Annotated in this window: 16 protein-coding genes; 11 read left to right on the forward strand and 5 right to left on the reverse strand. The window is 49.8% G+C overall.

Features of this window, described 5'->3' with window-relative positions; translation table 11 throughout:
* The first annotated feature begins 1036 nt into the window (after positions 1 to 1036).
* The 5 genes from ACO0K3_RS09840 (at position 1037) to ACO0K3_RS09860 (ending at position 7572) form a co-directional block, all read left to right on the forward strand.
* On the forward strand, positions 1037 to 2194 hold the full coding sequence (locus ACO0K3_RS09840; RefSeq protein ID WP_422984119.1) for an FAD-dependent oxidoreductase: 1158 nt from the start codon (positions 1037 to 1039) through the stop codon (positions 2192 to 2194).
* Positions 2195 to 2387: 193 nt separating this feature from the next.
* Positions 2388 to 2588: a hypothetical protein gene (locus tag ACO0K3_RS09845; protein ID WP_422984121.1), complete on the forward strand. Its 201-nt coding sequence runs from the start codon at positions 2388 to 2390 to the stop codon at positions 2586 to 2588.
* 673 nt (positions 2589 to 3261) lie between these two features.
* A complete protein-coding gene (locus ACO0K3_RS09850; protein ID WP_422984123.1) occupies positions 3262 to 4728 on the forward strand; it encodes a pyridoxal phosphate-dependent decarboxylase family protein in 1467 nt (488 codons plus the stop codon).
* Position 4729: 1 nt separating this feature from the next.
* Positions 4730 to 5983, forward strand: a complete 1254-nt coding sequence (locus tag ACO0K3_RS09855) for a RimK family alpha-L-glutamate ligase (protein ID WP_422984125.1) — start codon at positions 4730 to 4732, stop codon at positions 5981 to 5983.
* A gap of 23 nt (positions 5984 to 6006) precedes the next feature.
* Positions 6007 to 7572: a hypothetical protein gene (locus ACO0K3_RS09860; protein ID WP_422984127.1), complete on the forward strand. Its 1566-nt coding sequence runs from the start codon at positions 6007 to 6009 to the stop codon at positions 7570 to 7572.
* 158 nt (positions 7573 to 7730) lie between these two features.
* Here ACO0K3_RS09860 and ACO0K3_RS09865 read toward each other — a convergent pair whose 3' ends face one another.
* Entirely contained in the window at positions 7731 to 8582 is an 852-nt protein-coding gene (locus tag ACO0K3_RS09865) for a hypothetical protein (protein WP_422984129.1), read from the reverse strand.
* Between the two features lie 182 nt (positions 8583 to 8764).
* Here ACO0K3_RS09865 and ACO0K3_RS09870 point away from each other — a divergent pair, with 182 nt between their 5' ends.
* Entirely contained in the window at positions 8765 to 9292 is a 528-nt protein-coding gene (locus tag ACO0K3_RS09870; protein ID WP_422984131.1) for a glycine zipper 2TM domain-containing protein, read from the forward strand.
* 179 nt (positions 9293 to 9471) lie between these two features.
* Here ACO0K3_RS09870 and ACO0K3_RS09875 read toward each other — a convergent pair whose 3' ends face one another.
* Positions 9472 to 11145 carry a glycoside hydrolase 43 family protein gene (locus tag ACO0K3_RS09875; RefSeq protein ID WP_422984133.1) on the reverse strand — a complete coding sequence of 558 codons (1674 nt, stop codon included), beginning with the start codon at positions 11143 to 11145 and terminating at the stop codon, positions 9472 to 9474.
* Positions 11146 to 11799: 654 nt separating this feature from the next.
* On the opposite strand from ACO0K3_RS09875, the gene ACO0K3_RS09880 reads away from it, so the two are divergent.
* The 5 genes from ACO0K3_RS09880 to ACO0K3_RS09900 all read left to right on the forward strand — a co-directional run bounded on the left by ACO0K3_RS09880 (position 11800) and on the right by ACO0K3_RS09900 (position 18152).
* Positions 11800 to 13194, forward strand: coding sequence for an MFS transporter (locus ACO0K3_RS09880; protein ID WP_422984821.1), 1395 nt, complete (start codon positions 11800 to 11802; stop codon positions 13192 to 13194).
* 209 nt (positions 13195 to 13403) lie between these two features.
* On the forward strand, positions 13404 to 14159 hold the full coding sequence (locus tag ACO0K3_RS09885) for a FadR/GntR family transcriptional regulator (RefSeq protein ID WP_422984135.1): 756 nt from the start codon (positions 13404 to 13406) through the stop codon (positions 14157 to 14159).
* A 431-nt stretch (positions 14160 to 14590) separates the two neighbouring features.
* On the forward strand, positions 14591 to 15502 hold the full coding sequence (kdgD, locus tag ACO0K3_RS09890) for a 5-dehydro-4-deoxyglucarate dehydratase (RefSeq protein WP_422984137.1): 912 nt from the start codon (positions 14591 to 14593) through the stop codon (positions 15500 to 15502).
* 120 nt (positions 15503 to 15622) lie between these two features.
* Positions 15623 to 17209, forward strand: a complete 1587-nt coding sequence (locus ACO0K3_RS09895) for an aldehyde dehydrogenase (NADP(+)) (RefSeq protein WP_422984139.1) — start codon at positions 15623 to 15625, stop codon at positions 17207 to 17209.
* 13 nt (positions 17210 to 17222) lie between these two features.
* Positions 17223 to 18152: an SMP-30/gluconolactonase/LRE family protein gene (locus ACO0K3_RS09900; RefSeq protein WP_422984141.1), complete on the forward strand. Its 930-nt coding sequence runs from the start codon at positions 17223 to 17225 to the stop codon at positions 18150 to 18152.
* Positions 18153 to 18511: 359 nt separating this feature from the next.
* Here the strand turns inward: ACO0K3_RS09900 and ACO0K3_RS09905 are convergent, their stop codons facing one another.
* The 3 genes from ACO0K3_RS09905 to ACO0K3_RS09915 all read right to left on the reverse strand — a co-directional run bounded on the left by ACO0K3_RS09905 (position 18512) and on the right by ACO0K3_RS09915 (position 24099).
* Positions 18512 to 20338: a glycoside hydrolase family 28 protein gene (locus ACO0K3_RS09905; RefSeq protein WP_422984143.1), complete on the reverse strand. Its 1827-nt coding sequence runs from the start codon at positions 20336 to 20338 to the stop codon at positions 18512 to 18514.
* A 114-nt stretch (positions 20339 to 20452) separates the two neighbouring features.
* Positions 20453 to 23227, reverse strand: a complete 2775-nt coding sequence (locus ACO0K3_RS09910) for a pectinesterase family protein (RefSeq protein WP_422984145.1) — start codon at positions 23225 to 23227, stop codon at positions 20453 to 20455.
* Positions 23224 to 24099: a rhamnogalacturonan acetylesterase gene (locus ACO0K3_RS09915; RefSeq protein WP_422984147.1), complete on the reverse strand. Its 876-nt coding sequence runs from the start codon at positions 24097 to 24099 to the stop codon at positions 23224 to 23226. The genes ACO0K3_RS09910 and ACO0K3_RS09915 overlap by 4 nt, the downstream gene beginning before the upstream one ends.
* Positions 24100 to 24106: the final 7 nt, after the last annotated feature.

The raw sequence follows: 24106 nt of genomic DNA on the forward strand, positions 1-24106 counted from the left end.
AATGATTTGCAATCATGAAGGGTCATGAGTCTCTTATTTTCAACATGGGGCTAAACAATGGCGTCTTTGTAAAAACAACGATTTTAGCGTCAAGAGAGGTTTCTTGAGGCAATTTAAGACTTATAACGCTGGTCAGCTCATGTTTAACTTCAAATACTTCTTCAACGGAATATTCTCTGCAAATATTGACTTAACTTATGATTCAATTGACGAGGAAAACGATGATTTTTTTCTTTATGTATTTGAGACGTGGATGCACTGAAAAAACAAGGACATATCGACTTTTTTAAAAAATAAGACTCCCGTTACTAAAAATTGAATTTATTAAGCATTCGCACAGATTCAGTAAAAAAAACAGTATTGCTGTGAATGCGCAATCTAGGGCGACCGCCAAAAGAGCTATGGACTGCAATAAACCAGAAGCTGACACTTATAACCAATAGTGCCGATTACAAAATTTGATTAACTTAAAAAAGTTAGAAGAGCTAGCCGCTGACATCTCCGTGTCTCTTGGCGTGCGCAGAATCAGCTCAGCATTGGCCGCTGCCATCAATGATTGGCCTACTTGTAACGTAGATCCTTTGGAATTCTTTTTATCAGAACTAAGGCAAGATTTCGGTGAACTTTCTAAGGCCAATATTTGCGTCAAAATGAATAACGTGACAGATGCTTGGAAACTTGAATCGCTCTCTGAATTACTAAATGTCTGGACTAGCACCCATGAGCATGTGTTGCTAGACGACTTAGTCCAGCTAATACATGATACTCAATTCACGGGCATAAATAGCAAAAAGACAACGCCGAAGCAACAATAATTCCGGTTTCACCAAAACACCGTCTTGTGTAATACTCCTCAACCGAACACCGCGAAAAACGGTCTCTGTGCATTTGGCTCTTGAGCCACTCGAGCAGGCGACCACATATACGTCAACCAGCACTCGTGTGAGGTCGGCCAGCGTTTCCCCCGGCATTAGTCGGATTTTATTGCGAGCTGTCGTGCTTTTGCCCGACTTGCCCGTACTTACTGGAACGCGCCATGAACCAACCTCTCAGCTTGTCGAAGTCATTAATCCATTCTCACATCATCATCGTCGGTGCCGGTCTGGGCGGCTTACTACTCGCCCGTGTCTTATACGTCAATGGCATCCGAGCGACCATCTATGAAACCGATGCATCGCCGCATGCACGTGCGCAGGGCGGATTGCTGGATATTCACGACTACAACGGCCAGCTCGGGCTAAAGGCCGCAGGTCTTTACGAGAAGTTCCTTACTCTGATACTTCCGAGTGAAGATGCTAAACGGGTAGTCGACAAGTATGGGAATATTTTGCTCGATCAACCGGGTCTGGGCAGCTCTGCGAAGCCCGAGGTGGACAGGGGCGAGCTTCGCCAGCTTCTCATCGGGTCATTACCATTGGACGCCATTCAGTGGGGTCGCAAGCTCGCAAGAACGATACGTTTGGGTGACGGACAACATCAGTTGCTGTTCGCCGACGGCTCCTCGGCTATCTGTGATCTGCTGGTGGGTGCTGACGGTGCGTGGTCAAGAGTGCGTCCTCTTCTTTCTGCGGCAAAGCCGGAGTATGTCGGCACCACGTTTATAGAAACCCGTCTTTTCGATGGTGACACTCGGCATAAAGCGAGCGCGGAGGCGATTGGCACGGGCACGCTGATGGCGGTGGAGCCGGGAAAAGGCATTCTGGCACACCGGTACGCGAACGGGACTTTGCACGCGTATATTGCGTTGAACCGGCCAGAGGCGTGGATCAGCACGATTGATTTCAGCAAACCGGTAACGGGGCTACAACGTATCGCGAGCGAATTTGACGATTGGGCGCCTCATTTGACAGCGCTGATTACCGATAGCGAGTCCGAGCCAGTGATCAGGCCGATATATGCGCTTCCGGTCAAGCATCAATGGGAACGGGTACCTGGCGTCACATTGTTGGGGGATGCAGCGCATTTGATGTCGCCATTTGCCGGTGAAGGTGCCAACCTTGCCATCTATGACGGCGCAGAACTGGGAAAAGCTCTCTGTACCTATCCTGACAATATCGAGGCCGCGTTAAGAGAGTACGAGCGGGCTTTGTTCACTCGCAGCGAGGCAGCGGCAGATCAAACGTTTCGGAACCATCAGCGCTTTTTTGGCGCGGATGCGCCACAGAGCGTGGTCGAACTTTTTTCTGGGTATTAGTTGGTTTGAGTGGTTGCTGTGATAGGTGGATTCAAGCGTCATCAACCAATCATTCAAGAGTCAAAAACGACTCTGCACCGGTTATGGGCGGCTATTCATCAACAGGCCACAATCGAAATGTAATTAAAAATTTGATAGCAAATTACGATTTTATTAATTTACAATACAGTAATTAATTTAAGGGGAGAAATAAATGAATCCACTCACTGACCTGTCACCAATCCTCATTCCGATAACGGCTCTGCTGATTCCGATTGTCAGCATTATTGCCTGGGTTATCCTGAAAATTACACGACTGAATATGCTGCATGAAACGGTGCGACTTTTAAGTCAAAACGGACAACCAATCCCACCCGAACTCCTGAATAAAATAATTGACGATAAATCTTCTTAATCGTCTGGATTCGTACCCGCGATTTTTAATCAGAAACAATCTGTCGTCCGATTAAAAATAATGCTGTTATCGCGGTACCCGGCTCTATTACGTTCAACATAGTTGCGTCAATCGCAGCGATGAAACGATGTTACGTCGCTACTGCCGCACTCCTTCTTAAGCACTCTTTCTTAATTAAGATTTTTGCGGCACTTCGCTTTTTTAATTAATCACGATGTAATGCTCTACCCTGCGTTATCGTCACCAATCCTTCCGCTCTGCACATCTATTTTGCCAATTAGGAAGTAACTCTTTACTGAAAATGTACCAAGTTTTATTTGGCAATCACGTCAGTCGATGAACGCAACATCAATGACTAGCGTTCGAGAACACATTCATCCTAATTATCCCTGCGCAATAATCAGAGCCATGCCTATGAATGCGGGCACATCAAGCTGGCTGTGCAGAGATCAGTTATCTGAGACATTCTGGAATCACATCGAACCAAATCGGGATGGCCAACGGCACTCACCTTTGTCTTCACCGCACTGATCGCTTAATATAAAGCGACAAACTACAGCTTATTCCGCATTTGCATTCGCTTGCTATCACTCATACTATGAGTAAATATAAGCAAGAAATACGCATGCTGTTTGGATCATGCACAGATATTTTTCAGGAGTTGGGATATTGAATGACGGTAAAAAAGACCTCGCTAGACCCCGATAACTGGGAAGCCTTACGTGCACAGGGTCATCGCATGCTGGATGATATTCTGGATTATGCTGAACACATCCGCGAGCGCCCGGTATGGCAGGTGATACCTGAGGAAGTAAGGGCGCAGTTTCAGACCAAGCTACCTGGTGCAGGGAGTGAATTGTCCGATGTACACCAACAGTTCATGGACAATGTATTGCCCTATACAGTCGGCAACAGCCATCCAGGTTTTATGGGATGGGTGCATGGTGGCGGCAATCCCGTCGGGACCCTGGCAGAGATGCTTGCCGCCGGACTCAATTCTAATCTGGGCGGCCGCGATCAGATTCCGATTGAGGTCGAGCGCCAGGTGACACGCTGGGTCAGCAACCTTTTCGACTTCCCTGAGACCGCTAGCGGTTTGTTTGTTACCGGAACGTCCATGGCCAACTTCATCGCCGTACTGGTCGCGCGTGCGGTGACCCTCGGAGTTGAGGTGAGGCAGCAGGGTTTGAGCGCCTTTCCACAAAAACTAGTCGCCTATACCTCAAGCGGCGCACACGGATGCGTTGCACAAGCAATGGATCTGGCAGGCTTGGGAAGAAATGCACTGCGACGCATCCCGATGAACAGCCGCTTTGAAATGGATGTAACCGCGTTAAAGATCGCAATACAAGGCGACATAGCGTCTGGCTACACACCGTTCTTAGTCGTCGGTACAGCGGGCTCGGTCGATGTGGGTGCGATTGACGACTTGAATGCCATTGCGGACGTCGCGCAATCTGAGAGGTTGTGGTTCCATATCGACGGTGCCTACGGTGCACTGGGTAAGCTGTCTCCCACAATTGCGCGTCGCCTGGCCGGCATAGAACGCGCCGACTCGATTGCCTTTGATTTCCACAAGTGGTTGCAGGTTCCTTATGACGCAGGCTTTATCCTGATGAAAGACAGCGCTGCGCATGCGGCGACGTTTACAACGCCGGCGAGCTATTTACGACGCGAGAGCAAGGGTTTAGCGGGAGGCTCTCCATGGCCCTGTGACTTTGGCCCTGACTTATCACGGGGCTTTCGTGCGCTTAAGACCTGGTTTACTCTACAAGTCTATGGCACCGACCGTCTTGGAGAGATGATCGCTCATACCTGCGAACTCGCTCAGTATCTCAAAACCAAAATCGAAGCGACGCCTCAATTAGAATTATTAGCGCCCGTGGCTCTCAATATCGTTTGTTTCCGATATCTCCCCGCAGATCAGAGTGACGACCACGTGATTGATGCACTCAATGCCAACATTGCCGTGAAATTGCAAGAATCAGGTATTGCCGCGCCATCGACCACTCTCATCCACCAGCAACTATCGATTCGTGCGGCGATCGTCAATCACAGAACCACCGTCGTTGAAATCGATGCGCTCATCAATGCAACGATCACATTTGGCGACCAAATTCAAAAATCAGGCGAGAACTAATATGATAAATGCCAGCGAAACCAGCTCAACCGTGTCCAGTGCGGCGCAACAAAGCAAATTGATAGGACTTGCCCCCCTGATGCGAAGAGCTTTTGCCGATGAGGATCTCAAACCCTTATGCGCAGAATTAATTCAATATTCTCAGGAGCATCCTGAAGATGCACATGCCCTGATGAATCTGGCTACGGTACTTATGCTGCTTGGACATCGTGAGGAGGCACTGTCCGCACAAATGGAGGCGCTGAAACTGCAGCCGCTGTACTCTATTCCAGCAAGCGGCAAACCCAAGGTTCGCTTACTTGCCTTGATGACCGATGGCGATTTGATGGCGAATACGCCTCTGGAATTTTTGATCGAAAACTCTGATATTGCACTAGATATGCTGTACGTCGGCGCTGGCATTCCTGCGCTGGCTGAACTGCCGGAACATGACGTGATGTTTGTCGCCGTTGGTGAAGCTGATGACAAACATCATTTGCTGATGGACTTGCAAGAAATTATTCAAGCCTGGCCGACACCTGTCATCAACGTACCAGCACTCATTACGAATCTGGGTCGTGACCACGCCAGTGTCGTATTGAAGGATGCGGCGGGTGTCGCAATGCCCGGCTCTGCGCGTATTAGCCGCGAGATTGTAGCGCAGCTAGGATCAGGCCGTGCGAAAGTGGACGCGATTCTGGAGGGCGATGATTTTCCGGTGATCGTGCGTCCGCTCGGATCTCATGCGGGTCAGGGACTGCGTAAAATTTTATCGCCAGACGATATGCCGGACTATCTGCAAGCGATTCCAAGTGAAGAATTTTATATTGCAAAATTTGTCGATTATCGTAGCGCTGATGGTCAATTTAGAAAATATCGCATTATCCTGATCGATGGAAAACCGTTCATCTCTCACATGGGTATATCGACACATTGGATGATCCATTATTTAAACGCAGGCATGACCGAAAGTGCGGAAAAACGTGCGGAGGAAGCGCGTTTTATGGAGAGCTTCGATGAGGATTTCAGTGTTCGTCACGCTACAGCGTTCGACGAAATTTATCAACGTCTTGGCCTAGATTATGTTGGGATAGATTGCGGCGAAACGCCAGATGGAAAGCTGTTGATTTTCGAAGTCGATAGCGACATGATTGTCCATGCGATGGATCCGGTCGATATGTTCTCGTATAAACAGGGTCCGATGAAGAAGCTGTTCTCGGCCTTTAGAGATTTGCTGATTAAAACGGCCTCCATGTCTCCGGCGTATCAAGGCTAACGTGGATAAGCCGGAAAATTCTTATGTCGACTAACACGATAGCAATATCAGACTTTGCGCAACTTCTCACGGAGGGTGGCGACAAAAGAATTTCACTCGCAGAAAATGGTCGCAATAAATATGGCTGCGGCGTCACACCAGATCCGGAGTCGCTGCCGTTTGGCTCGGCGACAGCATCAACGATTTCACTCACCGCGTACCGGGAAGCAGAAGAGCGCTATCAGAAAATACTGGCCGCAGAACAAAACACAGGAGCCTACCAAGCTTATGCGGCAGCGATCGAGGAAGTACGACAAGAACTGAAATGTCTGTGCGACCTGGCATTGCCTGCCGGTGATGACCGCTACGTTGCGGATGTCTCTGGTACTGATATTGTGTTCGCTGCGTCAGGAACGGATTTGCATTTAATCGCCGCGCAGTTAATGGCGTCGCGATCGAATACGAATGGACAGAAAGCACCTGAAGCACAGGACGAGCCAGAAGCAGCGGCACTTATCATCATGGTCGAACCGGCTGAAACAGGAAGTGCGGTTCCTGATGCGTTAAGCGGCAAACACTTTAGCCAGTTTTCTGCATTGGGAGTTCAGGTCAATACCGGTGAGCAAATCGATGGCGCATTTCCTGTTGAGTTGCGCACGGTGTCTATCCGGCATATTGACGGTACCGCCAGAGAACTCACTCATATTGATGCTGAGATCGAGGTGTTGGTGAAGCATGCGATCACGAAATGTCAGCGAGTCATGTTGATACTCACCGATGTGACAAAAACAGGGATGTTAGGCCCGTCAATCGACCTCGCCGTTCAACTGCAACGCAAATACCCGGACCATTTTTATGTCATGGTAGATGCCTGCCAATTCCGGATTTCTAATGTTAGTTTGCATGGCTATTTGCGGCTAGGTTTTATGGTCGCCGTGACAGGTTCAAAATTCATTGGTGGTCCTAGCTTTTCGGGGGCACTCTTTATTCCTCCGTCTCTGCGAAACCAATTCCGGCAACTGCCATTGTCACCGGGCTTAAGTGCCTACTCTAGTCGCGCAGACTGGCCAGACGACTGGACTGGTGCAGATAATTTAAACAGAGAGGCAAACTACGGATTGTTGCTAAGGTGGGTCGCCGCCCTGTCCGAATTGCGCGCGTTCCGGGCTGTGCCAGAATCTGCTATTTGTAATTTTCTTTCTCAGTTCTTGGACGGTGTACAAGCCTATTTTCAGCAGCAGACTCACTTAGTGTTGTTACCGGTGATATGGCCAGATCGCGTCATCCTCAATACTGCACTGTCATGGGATCGATTTCCCAGCATCTTTTCTTTTCTGCTAAAAGATAGCTCAGGTCGCTTGCTTAATCAAAGTCAAACCCTTCATGTATACCGGCAATTGCAGCAACAAGACCGACGAATCCAGCTCGGTCAACCAGTGATGATCGGACGTAACCAAGAACCCTCTGTCAGTGCTTTACGTCTTTGCCTGAGTGCACGTCTGATTGTTGCCGCGACTGCCGGTAATGGTGACAATGCGCAGAAAATAATTGACGACGCCTTGTTCGCCCTTGATACAGCAGCGAAGTTAAGCGCGATACCAGAGATATAAATGGCATCCGGACACAGAATTTATCGCAGATAGGATTCTGCAACATATGCCTGATTCACATATTCAGGCTGGAGATCGTAAGCCGCTTGTTCTACGCGCTCGTTCAAAGAGAAGGGAAGTTATTCGCGTTGACTGGTATCAGCAGCTTGAGCAGCAACTCAAAAATTTCCCGATAACACCAACCCTGCGCTCCAGTCAGGACTGTTTTGATTGGTGCCTTTTGACGTAAATATTCGCAGGCTTGCGGCCTCGCTGAAACGGTATGACGTGGCGAGCTCCAGTACCTGGTAATAATTGGTGGCAGTTCCCGAAGGTTGCGCCATATTAAAGCTGAATGTGGCATTGCTTCTGGAGGTCAGTTCGGTGGTGAATGCGAAATAACCGGACCAGATATTATTAAAACGGATGTCCTCTACGATGCCATTGACTTTGATTTTTCCCGGATCACCCAGAACAGAGTATTTTGCGCCGCCGCTAACGACTGCGGTTTCAAACGGATAGCTGGCGGTCAGTCCGACGGTATAGTCGTTCTTACCGGTACCGAGTCCCTTTGCGCTATCTGCGGTAGCTATCTTCATTTCGCCAACGGCATTCACCGCAATAGCGGTTGCCGGATCGGTGAATATTTCTTTATTGACTGACAGGCTAAGATCGCCAGCACCTGAGGAGGAGACGATGCGCGGCGTGACCGTGACCACTTTTTTCACTCGGGCGATAATGGTACCGGCAGGTGCTGTCCGCTCAAGATAAAGCGTTGTGAACTGAAAGTCCATGTCAAATGCGGTCCATGACAAGGTCAGATTCTTTACCGTACTTTTGCTCTCGACTGTGGAGGAGTATTTACCTTGGGTATACACGTATCCGGCTTCAATACCGATCGGATCCCGGCCTGCCCTGTCAGTCGGTTCTGCAATGGTCTCATCACACATGGCCTGATTCGATGCCTGTGCGAGCAGAGCAAAAATAAGCGCTTGCCATAATGAGCGCTTTGTCTGGGCGAGCCTTCGCATAATGTGTATATTTTTTGTAAAGAGTTTTTTGCAGATGCAACATTTTATAACGAATAGCTGCGCCATCGTTCCGTATCTGCTTACATTTGATTACCTCTGAAACAATTACGCTGTCGGTATTTGTCGACGCGAGTGCGTTATCTGACTACAAGTATGGAACTTGTTATTAAATGGAGATCAACATGGAACAGAGCCGCACAGTAAATCGCCTTCACCCTATCGTCGCTACCGCCGCAGGATCGGTGATCCTGGTCAGCTTGCTGGGCGCCGCCGCAATTACAGGACTGTTGCCGAACTCACATGGATCCGTAGCGCCTGCTGCATTGCCTGCTAGCGCATCAGCAATCACACCATTAGCTCAGGCAGCAGCACAGCCGCAATATGAGACGCCACAGCGCGCACCAAGCGCACACACTGCGCATGTCGTACATCCGTCACGCCCTGTGCATCCAGCATCGTATGTAGCGTCGAATAAGCAGCTTGAACAGGGCAACTCAGGCTACCCAAATCCAATGTCCTCAACACAGGCACCTGTCGCCCGTAATAATCGTAATAGCCCGAATAGTCCTCTCGGCATCGGCATAGGCGCGGTCATCGGTGGCTTGTTAGGTAATCAGGTAGGTGGTGGCAATGGTCGCACGCTGGCAACGATTGCCGGTGCTGCGGGAGGTGGCTACCTGGGTAACGAGATCGCGAAAAGAAATCCTTGAGCTGACAATATTCTTCCGGCATCCATAATCCGTCGATGACCCGGCAATGACAAAGATAGTGGCTTCATATTTAATTGAACATCCACTATCTTTTTTGATCCGGCTGCCTGGCACCGTTAGTAATGTCAATGGCTTCATGGAGTATTCCAGATGCCGTTTGAGCCCTTGCTAATGCAAACTCATTTCACCTGTACCCGAAAATAATCAATGTCGGCAAAATGCTCTGGTGAGTTGCTTGTTGATACAAGGCTTGCCTGAGCAACACTGAACAAACCCATCTGCGCACCGACCCATCTCCCCATAGTCGCCTTGAAGGGCGTACCAATCAAGATAAACGTCTGCTGATCCAGGCTATAAGAAAACTGCACCACGCCACCGGTTGTTACCGCCATTCGCAAAAAGATGGGAGCATCATCTGCTGCATGACTCTCGTTGATTTTTTCGCGACCCGATTGATCTGCTTTATCGCAACTGACCAGGACAATTTCATTGCGGCCATGGCGACGCGTCACACCCAGCCAGGCATAATTCAATCCCAGCATGAGCACGCCACTGCTTCCGCCATCGGGCAAATGATGGGGATCCAGTTTGACATCGACCACGAAGTTCTCAGCTGGTAATTTTTGCAGCAACAATGATGGGCTATTCCACAGATTCGACTGGCCTGCAGCCAGATCAAAAAATTGCGTATAGAGCCGTAAATGTCCCGGCCGCGCCACCAGCGAAAACCACTCTGCCCGCGAGTTGGCGTTCCACTGCCATTGCAAACCTAGTTGCGGCTCTGAGAACTCGTCGGTAGTCGGGATTGGCACAATCCTTTTAGCTTGCGCAGCCAGCGGTCTGGCGTAGCTGGCCACTGGTTCGCCGATACCGGTGTTAGCCAGATCCTGGCCTATCACTGGCCAGTCGTCTTTCCAGATCATGGGCTGTAAATGGACAACCCGACCATAAGCCCGCTTATCCTGAAAATGATAAAACCAGTCCGTGCCGTCCTGATTGTGTACCCACGCGCCCTGATGCGGCCCATTGACTGGCGATGTGCCCTGCTGCATCACAATCTTATCTTCGTAAGGACCGTCGATATGCGTTGCCCGGAACACTGATTGCCAGCCGTCCTCCACACCACCGGCAGGGGCAAAGACATAGTAATAGCCATTACGTCGGTAGAATTTAGGCCCCTCCAGCGTTTTGTAATGCGGGAGTGCGTTGCCGTCGATAACCAGCTTGCCGCCATCGTCCGTGATGCGACTGGCATTCCAGCTCATACGGCGCAACGTCAATACATTATTAAATCCAGCGCGGCTCTTTGCCCATGCATGTAACAGGTAAGCATGACCATCATCGTCCCATAATGGCGTGGGATCAATCAGCCCCTTTCCCGCCAAAAGCAGACGTGGCTCGCTCCAAGGTCCGTTGAAGTGGTGCGCAGTCATGACATAAATGCCCGCATCAGGATCCGGATAAAAAATCCAGAATTGATTGTCGTGATAGCGTAAACAGGGCGCCCATACACCTTTGCCATGCTGCGGCGTGGCAAATATGTCCGCAGGTAGCAAAGCAGGCAGAGCATGTCCAACCAGTTCCCAAGACACCATATCGTCAGATTGCAATAACGGTAGCCCGGGTGCGTTGTTAAAACTCGATGCAGTCATGTAGTAACGGCTTCCGACTCTGATCACATCAGGATCGGAATAATCGGCATGAATTACCGGATTGGTGTAGCTGTCCTGCGTACTTACCGCAGATACCAACCCGCGATGCGCCCCTTGCGATGCAGGTAAATACTGACATCCAGCCATGACGATGATTAAGCCGCATATCAAGATTAACGGCAACCGTGCAAGGATCAGCATAAATAGCTTTCTTTAAAAAAGTGTCGCGCCAGCGATTACATAAGTTGTCGTACTGAGTTGTCGTACTGAGTTGTCGTACTGAGTTGTCATCTTAGTTTGTCATCCTCAGTGACTAACCCTGAGTAGGTTGTTTGCATTTATTGACGTCAATTCGTCTGACTGACCTTGTTTATCCGGGCTTGCCTGAATTTGCCTGAACTTATCCACTAGCAAAGACGGATCTGCGCTTGTAGAGCCACCGTGGCTTTAGTCTTCATGGCCGCGATTTATCTGCATCAGATTTATTTGCACTTCAGGAATATAAGTTGTACGATAACGTATAAATAAAACGATGGGCAAGTAATATTGCACCTCATTAAAAACTGGAGACTGTATGCTGAATTACCTCTTTCTACCGGCGCATTGCGTCCAGCCTGTCGGAACCGACTCCAGAGCGTTCGTCTCAAACAACCAGTCATTAACAAGTTAACTGCAAACACATAGCAAGCAAACAGAGGCTGAGTACACCGCCTGCCTCTGAAAAAACGCCAGTTTGATGCGGCCTGATCTGGTACTCAGATGATCATCCGGCAACTGGCACATTAGATTGTCAAACGTATTGAGATCGTCGCAGGCTCTTATCTCAATAGCAGAACATCAGGATCAGGTATGACTATGAATTCGCAAGCGCTAGGAAAATATCGTTGGACCATCTGTGGCTTGCTCTTCTTTGCAACCACAGTGAATTATCTGGATCGACAAGTACTGAGCTTGCTTGCCCCGGACCTCTCCAAGGAGTTTGGGTGGAGCAATACCGATTATGCGAATATCACGGCGGTATTCCAGTTCGTGTATGCGATCTCCATGTTATTCGCCGGGCGTGTGGTCGATAAGATCGGTACCAAGCAGGCGTTTATTCTGGCAATTAGTATCTGGTCTGTCGGCGCAATCATGCACGCCTACTCGATCCCGATGGGCAGCGGGATCGCTCAGATGCTCAGTTCATTCGGTATCGCCGCCGTGTCTGTCTCCGTTGCCGGTTTCATGTTGTCACGGGCAGTTCTCGCGCTGGGTGAAGCAGGGAATTTCCCTGCGGCGATTAAAGCAACGGCAGAATATTTCCCCAAAAGAGAACGTTCATTTGCGACCGGCATTTTTAACTCCGGCGCGAATATCGGTGCCATTCTTGCGCCATTACTGGTGCCCTGGATTGCCGAAAAATGGGGCTGGCAATCCGCATTTATCGGTATCGGTGCGATTGGTTTTATCTGGATGCTGGCGTGGTGGATCTACTACGACAAACCCGAAGAACAAAAGCGCCTGTCGGCAGCCGAACTGAACTACATCAATGAAACTGACGCATCCACTGGCAGCGCTACGGCAGGGTCGGCTACTACGACAGCGGCAACAGCGGATTCAGGTAAAAAAGTCTCCTGGCTAGCCTTGCTCGGGTACAAGCAAACATGGGCGTTTGTATTCGGTAAATTCATGACCGACGGCGTCTGGTGGTTCTTTTTATTCTGGCTTCCTAAGTACCTGTCCGCCCAATACGGTATGCAAAAAACCGAGATCACGTTGCCACTGGCGGTGCTCTATAGCATGACGATGATAGGCAGTATCGGTGGCGGCTGGTTTCCGACTATTTTTATCAATCGCGGACATTCTCCGTATGACGGTCGCATGAAAGCGATGCTGGTGATCGCCCTGTTCCCGCTGGTGGTATTGCTGGCACAACCATTGGGCTACTTGAGCTACTGGGTACCCGTATTACTGATCGGTATAGGCACATCGGCGCATCAGGCATGGTCGGCCAATCTGTTCACGACAGTGTCGGATATGTTTCCAAAAAACTCCGTCGCCTCAGTAGTGGGCATCGGCGGCATGGCTGGCGGTCTGGGCGGTGTGCTGGTGTCAAAAATAGGTGGCTGGCTGTTTGATTATTACGGCGCACTTGGTCAAATTCAAACCGGCTATACCATCATGTTTTCTGGCTGTGCGCTGGCCTATCTAATTGCCTGGTCAGTCATGAAATTGCTGGTTCCGCGTTACAAAGAAATTACGGACCTTTAATCGTAATCATTCGTCGTCAAGCCAATCATGGGAGTACCATTCGCTAGTCTGAGCCCGTTCAGACTAGCGGTAAAACCACATTCCGGACGCGAGAGACAATACCTGAATCGCCATATGAGCAAGGCCAGCAGAAACAGCAAATCCATGACGCACGCAGGTATAATGCAGCGAATCACTCACTTATCAACCTCCGTTGATCGCTCCGGAACATGACAACTACCACTCCCGCACTAGCACTGCCAGTTCAAAGAAAGAAGCAGAGAAATCTCGCGCAGGGAGTGATTGAGAATATTAGTCACAACATCCAGATCGGCAGCCTCAAGCCCGGCGACAAGCTGCCGACCGAATCGGCGATTATGGAAATGCACGGCGTCAGCCGCACCGTCGTGCGCGAGGCGATTTCCCATTTACAGGCATCTGGCCTGGTAGAAACACGGCACGGCATCGGCACCTTTATTCTGGATCAGGCCAGTGCGAATTTAGGCAAAATCGCTGACACTATGCTCACGATGCGTGATGTCTTAGCCGTGCTGGAATTGCGCATCAGCCTGGAAACAGAAGCCGCCTGGCTCGCCGCCTCCCGTCGCACTGACGAACAGATGGTAGCAATCCATGAAGCACTCAAGACGATGCAACATAAAACCAATACCGAAAATAGCTCGGTTGATGCCGACGTCCAATTCCATTTACTGATCGCCCAGGCGACCGACAACCGCTATTTTGTTGAGATTCTGAGCCATCTCGGCAACACCATTATTCCTCGCGCGCGACTCAATACTGCCAGCCTGGTGCAGGACGATGCCGAAAAGTATCTGGAGCGCGTCAATCGCGAGCATGAAGATATCTACGACGCTATTCTGCGCAAGGATCCAGAGGCAGCACGCGCCGCAATGCGCACACACCTCAGCAATAGCCGCGAACGCCTCAGAAAAGCTCAAGACCTGATGGAATCAGCGCGCGCCTGATTGCTGGACGGTTCTGCCATCGTGTAAATTTATTCCAATAAAACATGCATAAAGCGGAAGCTGCTTGCAGGTATTCGCAGAATTATTAGAAATTCACACCATGAATCCACAAGCTAGATGCGGCTTTCCAAGGCATTTCGTGCCAAGAGGCGCATGGGGATTGCGGATTCAGTTTTAAATAACCTCCCCAAACCTCATTCGCAATCACCACACCCGTCACTGTCAATATTTCTCCTGCCTTTCATCTTCACCTCTGTACCAGCTCTGATCCAGTCACGCCGGTTCACCAACAAATAAACACCTCCAATCCCCTCAGCACAAAATGCTCGAATAAATACTTGTCCAACTGAAGTTTTAGTTGTACGATGACGTATCACTAAATTCAAAAATCAATAAAAACACCCCATACCTTTTTGCCTAATGGAGAAACCATGAATCACCAAGACCTCAAAACCATCATGTCGGCTGGCCTGCTCTCTTTCCCAGTGACAGATTTCGACGAACAAGGGAATTTCAGAGCGAGCACCTATGCCGAACGTTTGGAATGGTTGGCCCCTTACGGCGCCAGCGCATTGTTCGCGGCGGGTGGAACGGGTGAATTTTTTTCTCTGACGCCGAATGAATACTCTGATGTGATTCAAGTTGCGGTAGATACCTGCCGTGGCAAAGTACCGATTCTGGCTGGTGCCGGTGGTGCGACGCGCAGTGCAATCGCCTATGCGCAAGAGGCTGAACGCATCGGTGCACAAGGTATTTTGTTACTGCCACATTATCTGACTGAAGCAAGTCAGGACGGTTTGGTCGCGCATGTCGAGGCGGTCTGCAAATCAGTCGATTTCGGTGTCGTTATTTATAACCGCGGGATTTGCCGCCTGACGCCAGACTCACTGGAAAAACTTGCCACACGCTGCCCGAACCTGATTGGTTTCAAAGACGGTATCGGCGATATTGAGTTGATGGTGTCGATTCGCCGCCGCATGGGTGATCGTTTCACTTATTTGGGCGGCTTGCCGACGGCAGAAATTTTTGCAGGTGCTTACAAGGCGCTTGGCGTGCCGGTTTACTCGTCAGCCGTATTTAACTTCGTACCTAAATTGGCGATGGATTTTTATCATGCGATTGCCAAAGACGACCATGCAACAACCAATCGCCTGATCGACGAATTCTTCCTGCCATATCTGGAAATACGTAATCGCAAAGCAGGCTATGCTGTCAGCATTGTCAAAGCAGGTGCCCGACTGGTCGGACATGATGCCGGTCCCGTGCGCAGTCCATTGACAGATTTGACCGCAGAAGAAAGTGAACAGTTACGTGCCTTGATTCTTGCTCAGGGCGCACAATAATCCTTGTGTCCGGATCATCTGCGGAACTGCGCAGTAACACATCAACATCGTCAGAACTTATTACACCAATCTAATCAAATTAATGGGTTCTGGTAATTTCAGAAATACAAGGAGTCAGTAATGCACATCAAAGGTGAAATGATCATCGGGCAACGTAGTCTGTTCGGTAGCGCGGGCAGTATTCACGCAGTCGATCCCTCACTCAACAGAGAAATCGAACCGGCTTTCGGCATGGCTACCGAGGCCGATGTTGCAGAGGCATGTGCATTAGCTGATCAGGCTTTTGATGCGTTTCGCGATACTTCGCCAGAGCAGCGCGCGGTATTTTTAGAAACCATCGCGAATGGCATTGTTGCCCTCGGTGCAGAATTGCTGGAACGTACAGCAAGTGAATCCGGTCTGCCGATGGCGCGACTGGAAGGCGAGCGAGGCCGGACTGCCGGACAACTGCGGCTGTTCGCCGAGGTCCTGCGGTCTGGTAATTATATGGATGTCACGCTGGATTCCGCCTTACCGGATCGTACGCCACCACGCCCAGACCTGCGCTTGCGCAAAATTGCACTTGGACCGGTTGCCGTATTTGGGGCAAGCAACTTCCCTCTGGCTTTTTCGGTGGCAGGCGGTGATACGGCGTCGGCACTGGCTGCAGGATGTCCCGTCGTGGTCAAATCCCATAACGCACATTTAGGCACGTCGGAATTAATCGCCAAAGTCATCCAGAAAGCAGCAGCAGATTGCCACATGCCTGAGGGCGTTTTTTCTCTGCTGATCGGTAACGGTAATCAGATAGGCCAGAGCCTGGTCAGCAATCCGTCGATCAAAGCCGTCGGCTTTACCGGCTCACGTCGCGGTGGCTTAGCCTTGGTCCACGCGGCGGCACAGCGCAAGGAACCGATTCCAGTCTATGCGGAGATGAGCAGTATCAATCCCGTGTTCCTGATGCCTGCGGCATTGCAAGCGAATGCAGCGGGTCTGGCGCAGAGTTTTGTCGACTCATTGACACTAGGCTCGGGACAGTTCTGTACGAATCCCGGCCTGGTCATCGCGATACGCGGCGAATCTTTTGACAGCTTTGTCGATGCAGCATCCAAGATACTCCGCGCCAAAACACCGACGACAATGCTGACCCCCGGTATCCACCAGGCCTATGTGGACGGCGTCAATCGTTTAGCGGAAGCAGCAGGTGTAACGCATCTGGCAAAAGGAAAAACCGAAGAACATCCCTGCTCCGCACAGGCACAGTTATTCTTGTGTGATGCACAGCATTTCTTGAATACGGCAAGCCTGGAAGAAGAAATTTTTGGCCCAAGCTCCTTGTTCATAGAGTGCCGTAACGCAGAAGAAATGAAGCTGGTTGCAGAATATGTCGAAGGTCAGCTGACATCAACTATTCATGCCACAATAGAAGATCACGCTATCGCCAGACAGCTTCTGCCGGTATTGGAAAGAAAGTCAGGACGCATCCTGTTTAATGGTTTCCCGACAGGCGTCGAAGTCGCCTACTCCATGGTTCATGGCGGTCCGTATCCGGCGACCTCGGATAGCAGATCAACCTCTGTAGGCGCATCGGCAATCGACCGTTTTTTACGCCCTGTCTGTTATCAGAACTTCCCGGCAGATTTGTTACCTGAAGCCTTAAGCGATGCTAATCCTCTGCAATTGGCCCGGCTGATCGACGGCAAGATGACGCTAGCGTCTCGTTCATAAAACCAGGCAGTTTATGACTACAACAGAACGTATCACGGACACACTCTGCATCGTCGGGGAGAGCCCGGTCTGGGACGCGACTCAAGCGGCATTGTACTGGGTTGATATCCCGGCTAAATCGATTGGTCGCTGGGACTCAAGGTCGGGAACTCATCGTCATTGGCAAGTTAATCAGATGGTGGGGTGTATCAGTCTTAAGCAAAGCGGCGGGCTGATTGCGGGGATGGAGAGCGGGCTATTCAGCATTGAGCTTGGCGAAGTAAGCGAAGTAAGCGAAATAAGCGAGACAGACGAGCCAAATAAGTCGCCTGTTGCGACTCAGCGTCTGCTCGCCAGTCCGGCGAACATGCCTGTCGGTACCCGTTTTAATGATGGCCGTTGTGACCGTCAGGGCCGTTTCTGGAGCGGTACCATGTTTCTGGATATGGCGGCGGCAAGAGCCGAAGGTTGCCTATATCGTTATACCGGTGACGCAGGTATTTCCAGCGCTTTCGTCTCTGATCTCATCGTACAAAATGGCCTTTGCTGGTCACCAGACGGTCGTACCATGTATCTGTCTGACTCACATGCCAGCCGTCAGCTCATCTGGGCTTTTGACTACGACATTGATGAAGGCATTCCCAGCAACCAGAGAATATTCGTTGATATGAATAATTATCCAGGACGCCCCGACGGTGCGGCGATGGATACCGACGGTTGCTACTGGATTTGTGGGAATGACGCCTCATGTATTCTGCGTTTTACGCCTGAGGGCAAGCTAGATAGAAAAATCGATTTACCGATGACAAAGCCATCTATGTGCGCTTTTGGCGGTGACAAACTAGATACTTTATATGTGACCTCGATCTCCGCAGGCAAACCCGCTGGCGATGATCTGGCTGGTGCTATTTTTGCAGTGTGCACAGGTGTTCAAGGTATGCCGGAGGCTGCTTTTAACGGCTAAGCTTGTCTGGTTATTCAGTCGTATTTATTGATTTGGACTGATGCAAAAACTAAAACCTCTCACCACAGAGACACAGAGACACAGAGACACAGAGACACGAAGATACAGAGAAAAACTGGAGTAAGCAGTTCCGTGAAATATCAATATCAAAATGAACCCGCAAGTAGCATGCACCTGCTGGTACGCGAATTCACCAAAGACCTCTGGAAGCCGCATATAGCATGCGGCTTCAATTTATATGGTGACAGGAAATTTGTCGCTTTTGCGTAATTCTTATTGATCTTATTAATCGAATCTCCCATAAAAAAACAGCAGAATTCTCTGCTGTTTTTTTACATCCAACATCAACGCAATTCACTCTAAGCCGACAGAACTGCGTTAATGATTTTATCGCCTACTTTACTATTTTTTAATGTCAGTGCTTTGACGTTATACAGATAAAAAGCCTGTTCCTGATTGGCAGGACTACCAAAATCACAATCACTGACCGTGACATTCGAGACTGGAAATATCAATGGTGATGTTTCATCACCGTTGTAATCAGAGGCGACCGGCCCCAGTATCACAATCGCCTGATAGCAAGAGTGCTGGCTACTCCGGGCTTGTACATTGCCCACCGTGATGTTTGAGATATGGACATCCGACACCATAGGCGGGCGGGTACGGACATTGTCACTGACAGGCGCGTAATCGCAGTCGAAGGTGATGATGGCGCCCGCAGCTGTCGCTACGGTTTTAGATTGTATCGGTGAGCCAGGCAGCGAGGTATAAAAAGACGGAGAGGTTTGAACACCATGTGGAATAGAGATATTCCTGACATAAAAATGACGCAGATAACCGCCACGGTTCATATTGGTCTTCAAGCGAATCGCCGTATTCAGGGGATTCGTTTTCCAATGTCTATTTTCGAACAATAGATTTTGCGCGTAGACATTCTGTATCCCGCCCGCCATCTCACTACCTAAAGTCACCGCACCGTGACCGCTTTGCATGGTGCAATTCTGGATCACGATATTCTGTGACGGGCCGTATTGTGTATCCAGATTTTTACCTGCCTTAATCGCGATACAATCATCACCAGAATCAAACGTACACGTGTCGATCAAGACATGATCACAAGCCTCAGGATCAAATCCGTCACTGTTCGGCCCATGGCTTTTGGCGAGTACATTCTCGATAACGACATTACGGCAATGCACAGGATGATGCTGCCAGAAAGGCGTATTCGTGACCTGATAGCCTTTCATGAATACATTGGTGCAGCCAATAAACTGTATCATCGGCGGCCGCAAATGGTGCCCCAGACCAAAGATACGTTTACCCGTCGGAACGCCTGCTTCGGACAATGCTGGCAAATAATTAGCATCAGCCAGCCAGCGGTCGTCATCCCCCTGAATACGCTTGATATATTGACGATCAAGCTGTGGTGCAAGCTGATCCAGCGCGGGATTATTGAGTGGACTCGCCGTATTCTCTGAGGCTTTACCCTTCTTGTAATTTGGCGTTGATCCCTGCGCAGCCACGGCATTGATCGTTTTCAGTTTGCCTTTCCAGGTCCACCAGCAATCGCCGCTTTCATCAAACGGGACGCCGCCTTGGCCATCCACAATACTGGTCCAGTCATCGCCGGTCAGTGCAATATGATCCTGACCGTAGGCATAGATCATCGGTGAAAAATTCAGGCAATCATTGCTCTGCCAGCGAGAAATCACGAGATTGCCATTTTCTCCGCAGGCATAGTCACCGTACTTGGCATAATCGGCCGGATTATTGCTGAAATAAACGTGCGCACCCGCACTCAGATGAACATTCACATGCGATAACAATACCATCGGACCAGCACAGAACCAGTTACCGGCAGGGATCACAACACGTCCGCCTCCGGCGGCATGACAAACGGTAATAGCTTTTTTTATCGCCAGATAACAATCTCTGGCATCAGCCACAGGCGTCGCTATCTCGGCCTGTTCTTCAAATGATATCCACGCATTGATTTTTCTGAGTTGACAGGTGACCGCACCAAAGTCCGTGATCACATAGTCAACGGCACGAAATGCTTCACGCCTAGCGAGTCTGTCGACGATCGCCTGCGCCTTTTGCCAGGGATCCGCGATCGGTGTCGCCGCCAATGCCCCTGCGCTTCCTGAACCGGCCACCGCCAGACCAGTTGCTGATAATGCTTTCATAAAAGAGCGTCGGCTCTGCTGCTTCGCTGATATCTGTTTCATCCAATTTGTCTCAGTTATTTGTTCAGGATTTTTTCGAGATTTTTTCGAGATTTGTCCGTTACGTTCGTCCGGCTACTCTTGCGTATTATTAAACTCTGCAAGAAAAACACGATCCGGCATCCATTTTCCTGAATAGCCCAGCTGACCGACAGGATCAATGTTGGCTGAGATCAGATTATTCCAGTAATCATCTGAGGAAAATTGCGCAGGGCGGAAAGGCAAAGTCCCATTTTTGTTCCAGTTAGACCAGGGTTGTGTGGCATGGATATGCACACCGATACGTGAGTTCATGACCACCATTTTCCCTACCGTCTCCAGCGTCGTTTTGCTGATCGTTCCTTTAGGCGGTGTGTATTGGTCCACTGCGCCAGGCTCACATGCATAGCCTGGAATTGGCACGCTACCGTAAGGGGTACATTTCTGGTTATGAAACCATTGACGGGCCAGATAAAATTTCCCGGCGAGTGCATATGGACTGCCATCGTGCGTAAAGCGGCACTGATCAAACACAAATCCATAGCGGGTCTTCACATTCGTACTCGGTGCAGCAACATAGGAACTGCTTCTGTCACCCAGGGATTTAATCTCGGACTGATAAAAATACGCAGTCGCATCACCGAAAATAAAATCGACATCGCCTTCGATGTAGGAATGCTGAAAAAAATTCCGAGTCGTTTCACCAGCTCTGGGTGCGCGCATATACAAGGTATCTTGAAAGCCCAACAGCCGGACGTGATCAAAATGCACTTTATCAGCACCGTCCAGCATGACCGCCAGCGCTTGATGATGCACCAACAGCATCTGTGCATAAACGCCGGTATCCGGACAGCTGCCAGGCTGACATTCTGCACGCGCATTACCTTTATCTTTGTTGTAGGCGTTTTCTATCGTAATATTTTTTGCTTCAAACTCTGGATTTTTCACCCATAGAACCGCCGTACCAAAAGTGCCTAAGCTGGGTTTAGTTTTAATAGCGTCGTACATTGCTACGATCATCGGATGACTCTGTGCAAACTGTGCACCAAACTGGCTTATATAAGTTGCACCTGGCAGCGCCGCGTCAAGGTTGGCAGATATTTTGGTCGTTGCTGCATCCAGTCCAAGTAAGGTGATAGGCGTTGCCAGCGCAGGAACATAGACTAACTCCTGATACAGGCCTGGCTTGACCAGGATAATGATGCGCCGGTTTGGATGAGGTGATTTTTCATAATCTGTCACGGCCTGATTGACTGCGGCCTGCACTTGTCTGAAGATTTTTTTACGATCTTCCTGAGCGCTGGCATCAACAATGTAATCCGCCTTTACGTTCTCAACTGCCACAATTGGATGTGAAAGCGGATCCCAGGGATCAATCCGCTCATTGCCTGAGATACCGGTATATTTTAATACTTCGTTAAGCGAAAACTGTCTGGCCTGCACCGCATCTAATTGCGGTCTTTTCTTTACTACAGCAGCATCAGGAAAAGTGACGAATTTGTCCTGGCAGGAGTAGTCTGATGCGCCGGAAAACATCGTCTTCACATTGATGGAGGACGAGGCATCCAATCCGGCAAACTGAACATGCTCAAATTGTGTCGTATATTGATCTTCATTGCGACCACCTATTCCACCTATCACTACATCATGCAATTTCAGCTTCAGCGGATGCAAGGCATCAAGACCTTGCAAAATAATCCAGCCAGGTGTCACGCTATGGATATGAGACAAAGAAATATCTCTGTATTCAGGGATCAAGCTGCCTGTTGCACTGCGGTTGTAGTGCGTATCAAGATCAATCGGCGCGCGGACATTATTCATGCAGACATTGTTATAGCTGACATACTCAACCAGGCCGCCTCGCGATACATCGCTCTTGATACGCAAACCCGATGTCGCTCCGTCAATAGTCAGGTCATCGACCAGAATATGTCGTACCCCGCCATTTGTTTCACTACCGATTGACATGCCATGTCCGGTATAAAAATGATTGTGCAAGATCGAGATATTTTCGGTCACGCCATTGTTACCTGCCTTGATCGCGATATTGTCATCGCCGGTGTGAATATAGCTGTGTGCGATTGTAATATTGCGGGAAGAGATGGGATCAATACCATCCGTATTGCGGGCAGTAGCTGGTGTGTCGATACGAATTCCCCATGCGGTAAAGCCATCGACACGATTAAGCGTCACGTGGAAATTCGGTGAATTACGTAAAGTAATTTTATGCAAAGTGATATCTTGCGACTGATTAATTTCTATCAGTCTCGGCACGTTCTGACGGCTATTCTCTTTTTGTGCACGGCGCGCAATTTGCCACCATGATTCTTCCTGTCCGAGAATACGGCTACCGCCCTGGCCGTCAATCACACCCTCACCATAAATACCGCTGGATTTGGTCTGATCGATAGAAATAAAAGGCTTACAGCCTCGCCCTTGCTGGTCGTTGCTACCGCATGTCAATGTACCGCGATCAAATTCTTTGGGATTATTTGAAGCAAACAAGGTGACATCTGCATCAATGATCAGAGAAACACCTCCACGCAATTGCAATGGCCCGGATAAAAAAGCAGACTGCGCTTGAGCGCTCGCAAAACGAACCGCCTGTCCGCTTTTGCACTGATCAATCGCCTGCTGTATACGGACGGTGTCGTTGACGGTGCTGCTAGTTGTAACGGCTAGGCTGCTCAGCTGTGCAGACAATACCCGGCATACTGGCGGTGTCACCGGTTCTTTAACCTGACGTGCGTCCTGGGCATTTACTGAGGATACGATATTCAGACCAAGCATCGCCAGCAAGATAGTCAAATAGCGTGATGTGCCCGCAGATTTTGTCCAATTAAAAAATTGACTCTGATTCATTTTGCTCATGGCTTCACCTCAGTGCTTAGGTCGGCACGCAGTGAAGGTGCGACGATAAGTAATTCTTTCACCACCATGGCAGAAAAGACAGCTGCGCCTTTTTTGCCGACATGGGTACGATCAAAAGCACTGCGCGCCGCACCTGCTGGCTCGGTTTTGCTGCGATCCGTATTCGTTGCGACTGCAGTTGCAGCAGTGCTTGCATCAGGCGGTGCTACCGCCAGAGTATCTGCCTCTGCCTCACCCATAGCCTGCACGGCACGGTAGCTGATCGCATTCAGGTCAATCCAAGGGATGTGACGGGATTGCGCAATCTGGATGCTGGCCTCAGCCCAGGGACGTAAATCGTTTTGTAATACCTGATCACGGAAACTGCGGCGTGTCAGAGGCGTAACCAGCACCGGTGTTGCGCCGGTGGCTTTTACCTCATCGACATAACGCGCCATGTTGACCGGAAACTCAGTCACGAGATCGGTTGATCGCCCCGGCTTACCCGGCTGATCATTGTGTCCAAATTGAATCAGTACATAGGTCTGAGCAAAGCTGGCGTTATCTTTCAATAATTTTTGCACCTGCTCCCATGAACCTTCAGCACGATAGCTACCGGAGCTGCGGCCACCCTTGGCGAGATTGAGACAGGTCAATCTGGATGTAAAGGTCTGGCATAGGGTATCACCGTAACCACTCCTGGTCGCCATGGTGGAGTCACCGACTAAAATCAGGCGAGCTGGTTTTTCTGCGGCAGAGGCGGACGTACCGGATGAGTTGCTAAGTGAGCTGGCAAGTGAGTGAATTGGTGAGCTGCTTTGACATGCGCACAAGGATACGGCAGCCATACCCGCCATGAAGCGTAATGTGGCTGCATAAACTGACAGTTTCATAGTGATC

This window comes from Undibacterium sp. Rencai35W, from assembly GCF_049340185.1.
Taxonomy (GTDB): domain Bacteria; phylum Pseudomonadota; class Gammaproteobacteria; order Burkholderiales; family Burkholderiaceae_D; genus Undibacterium.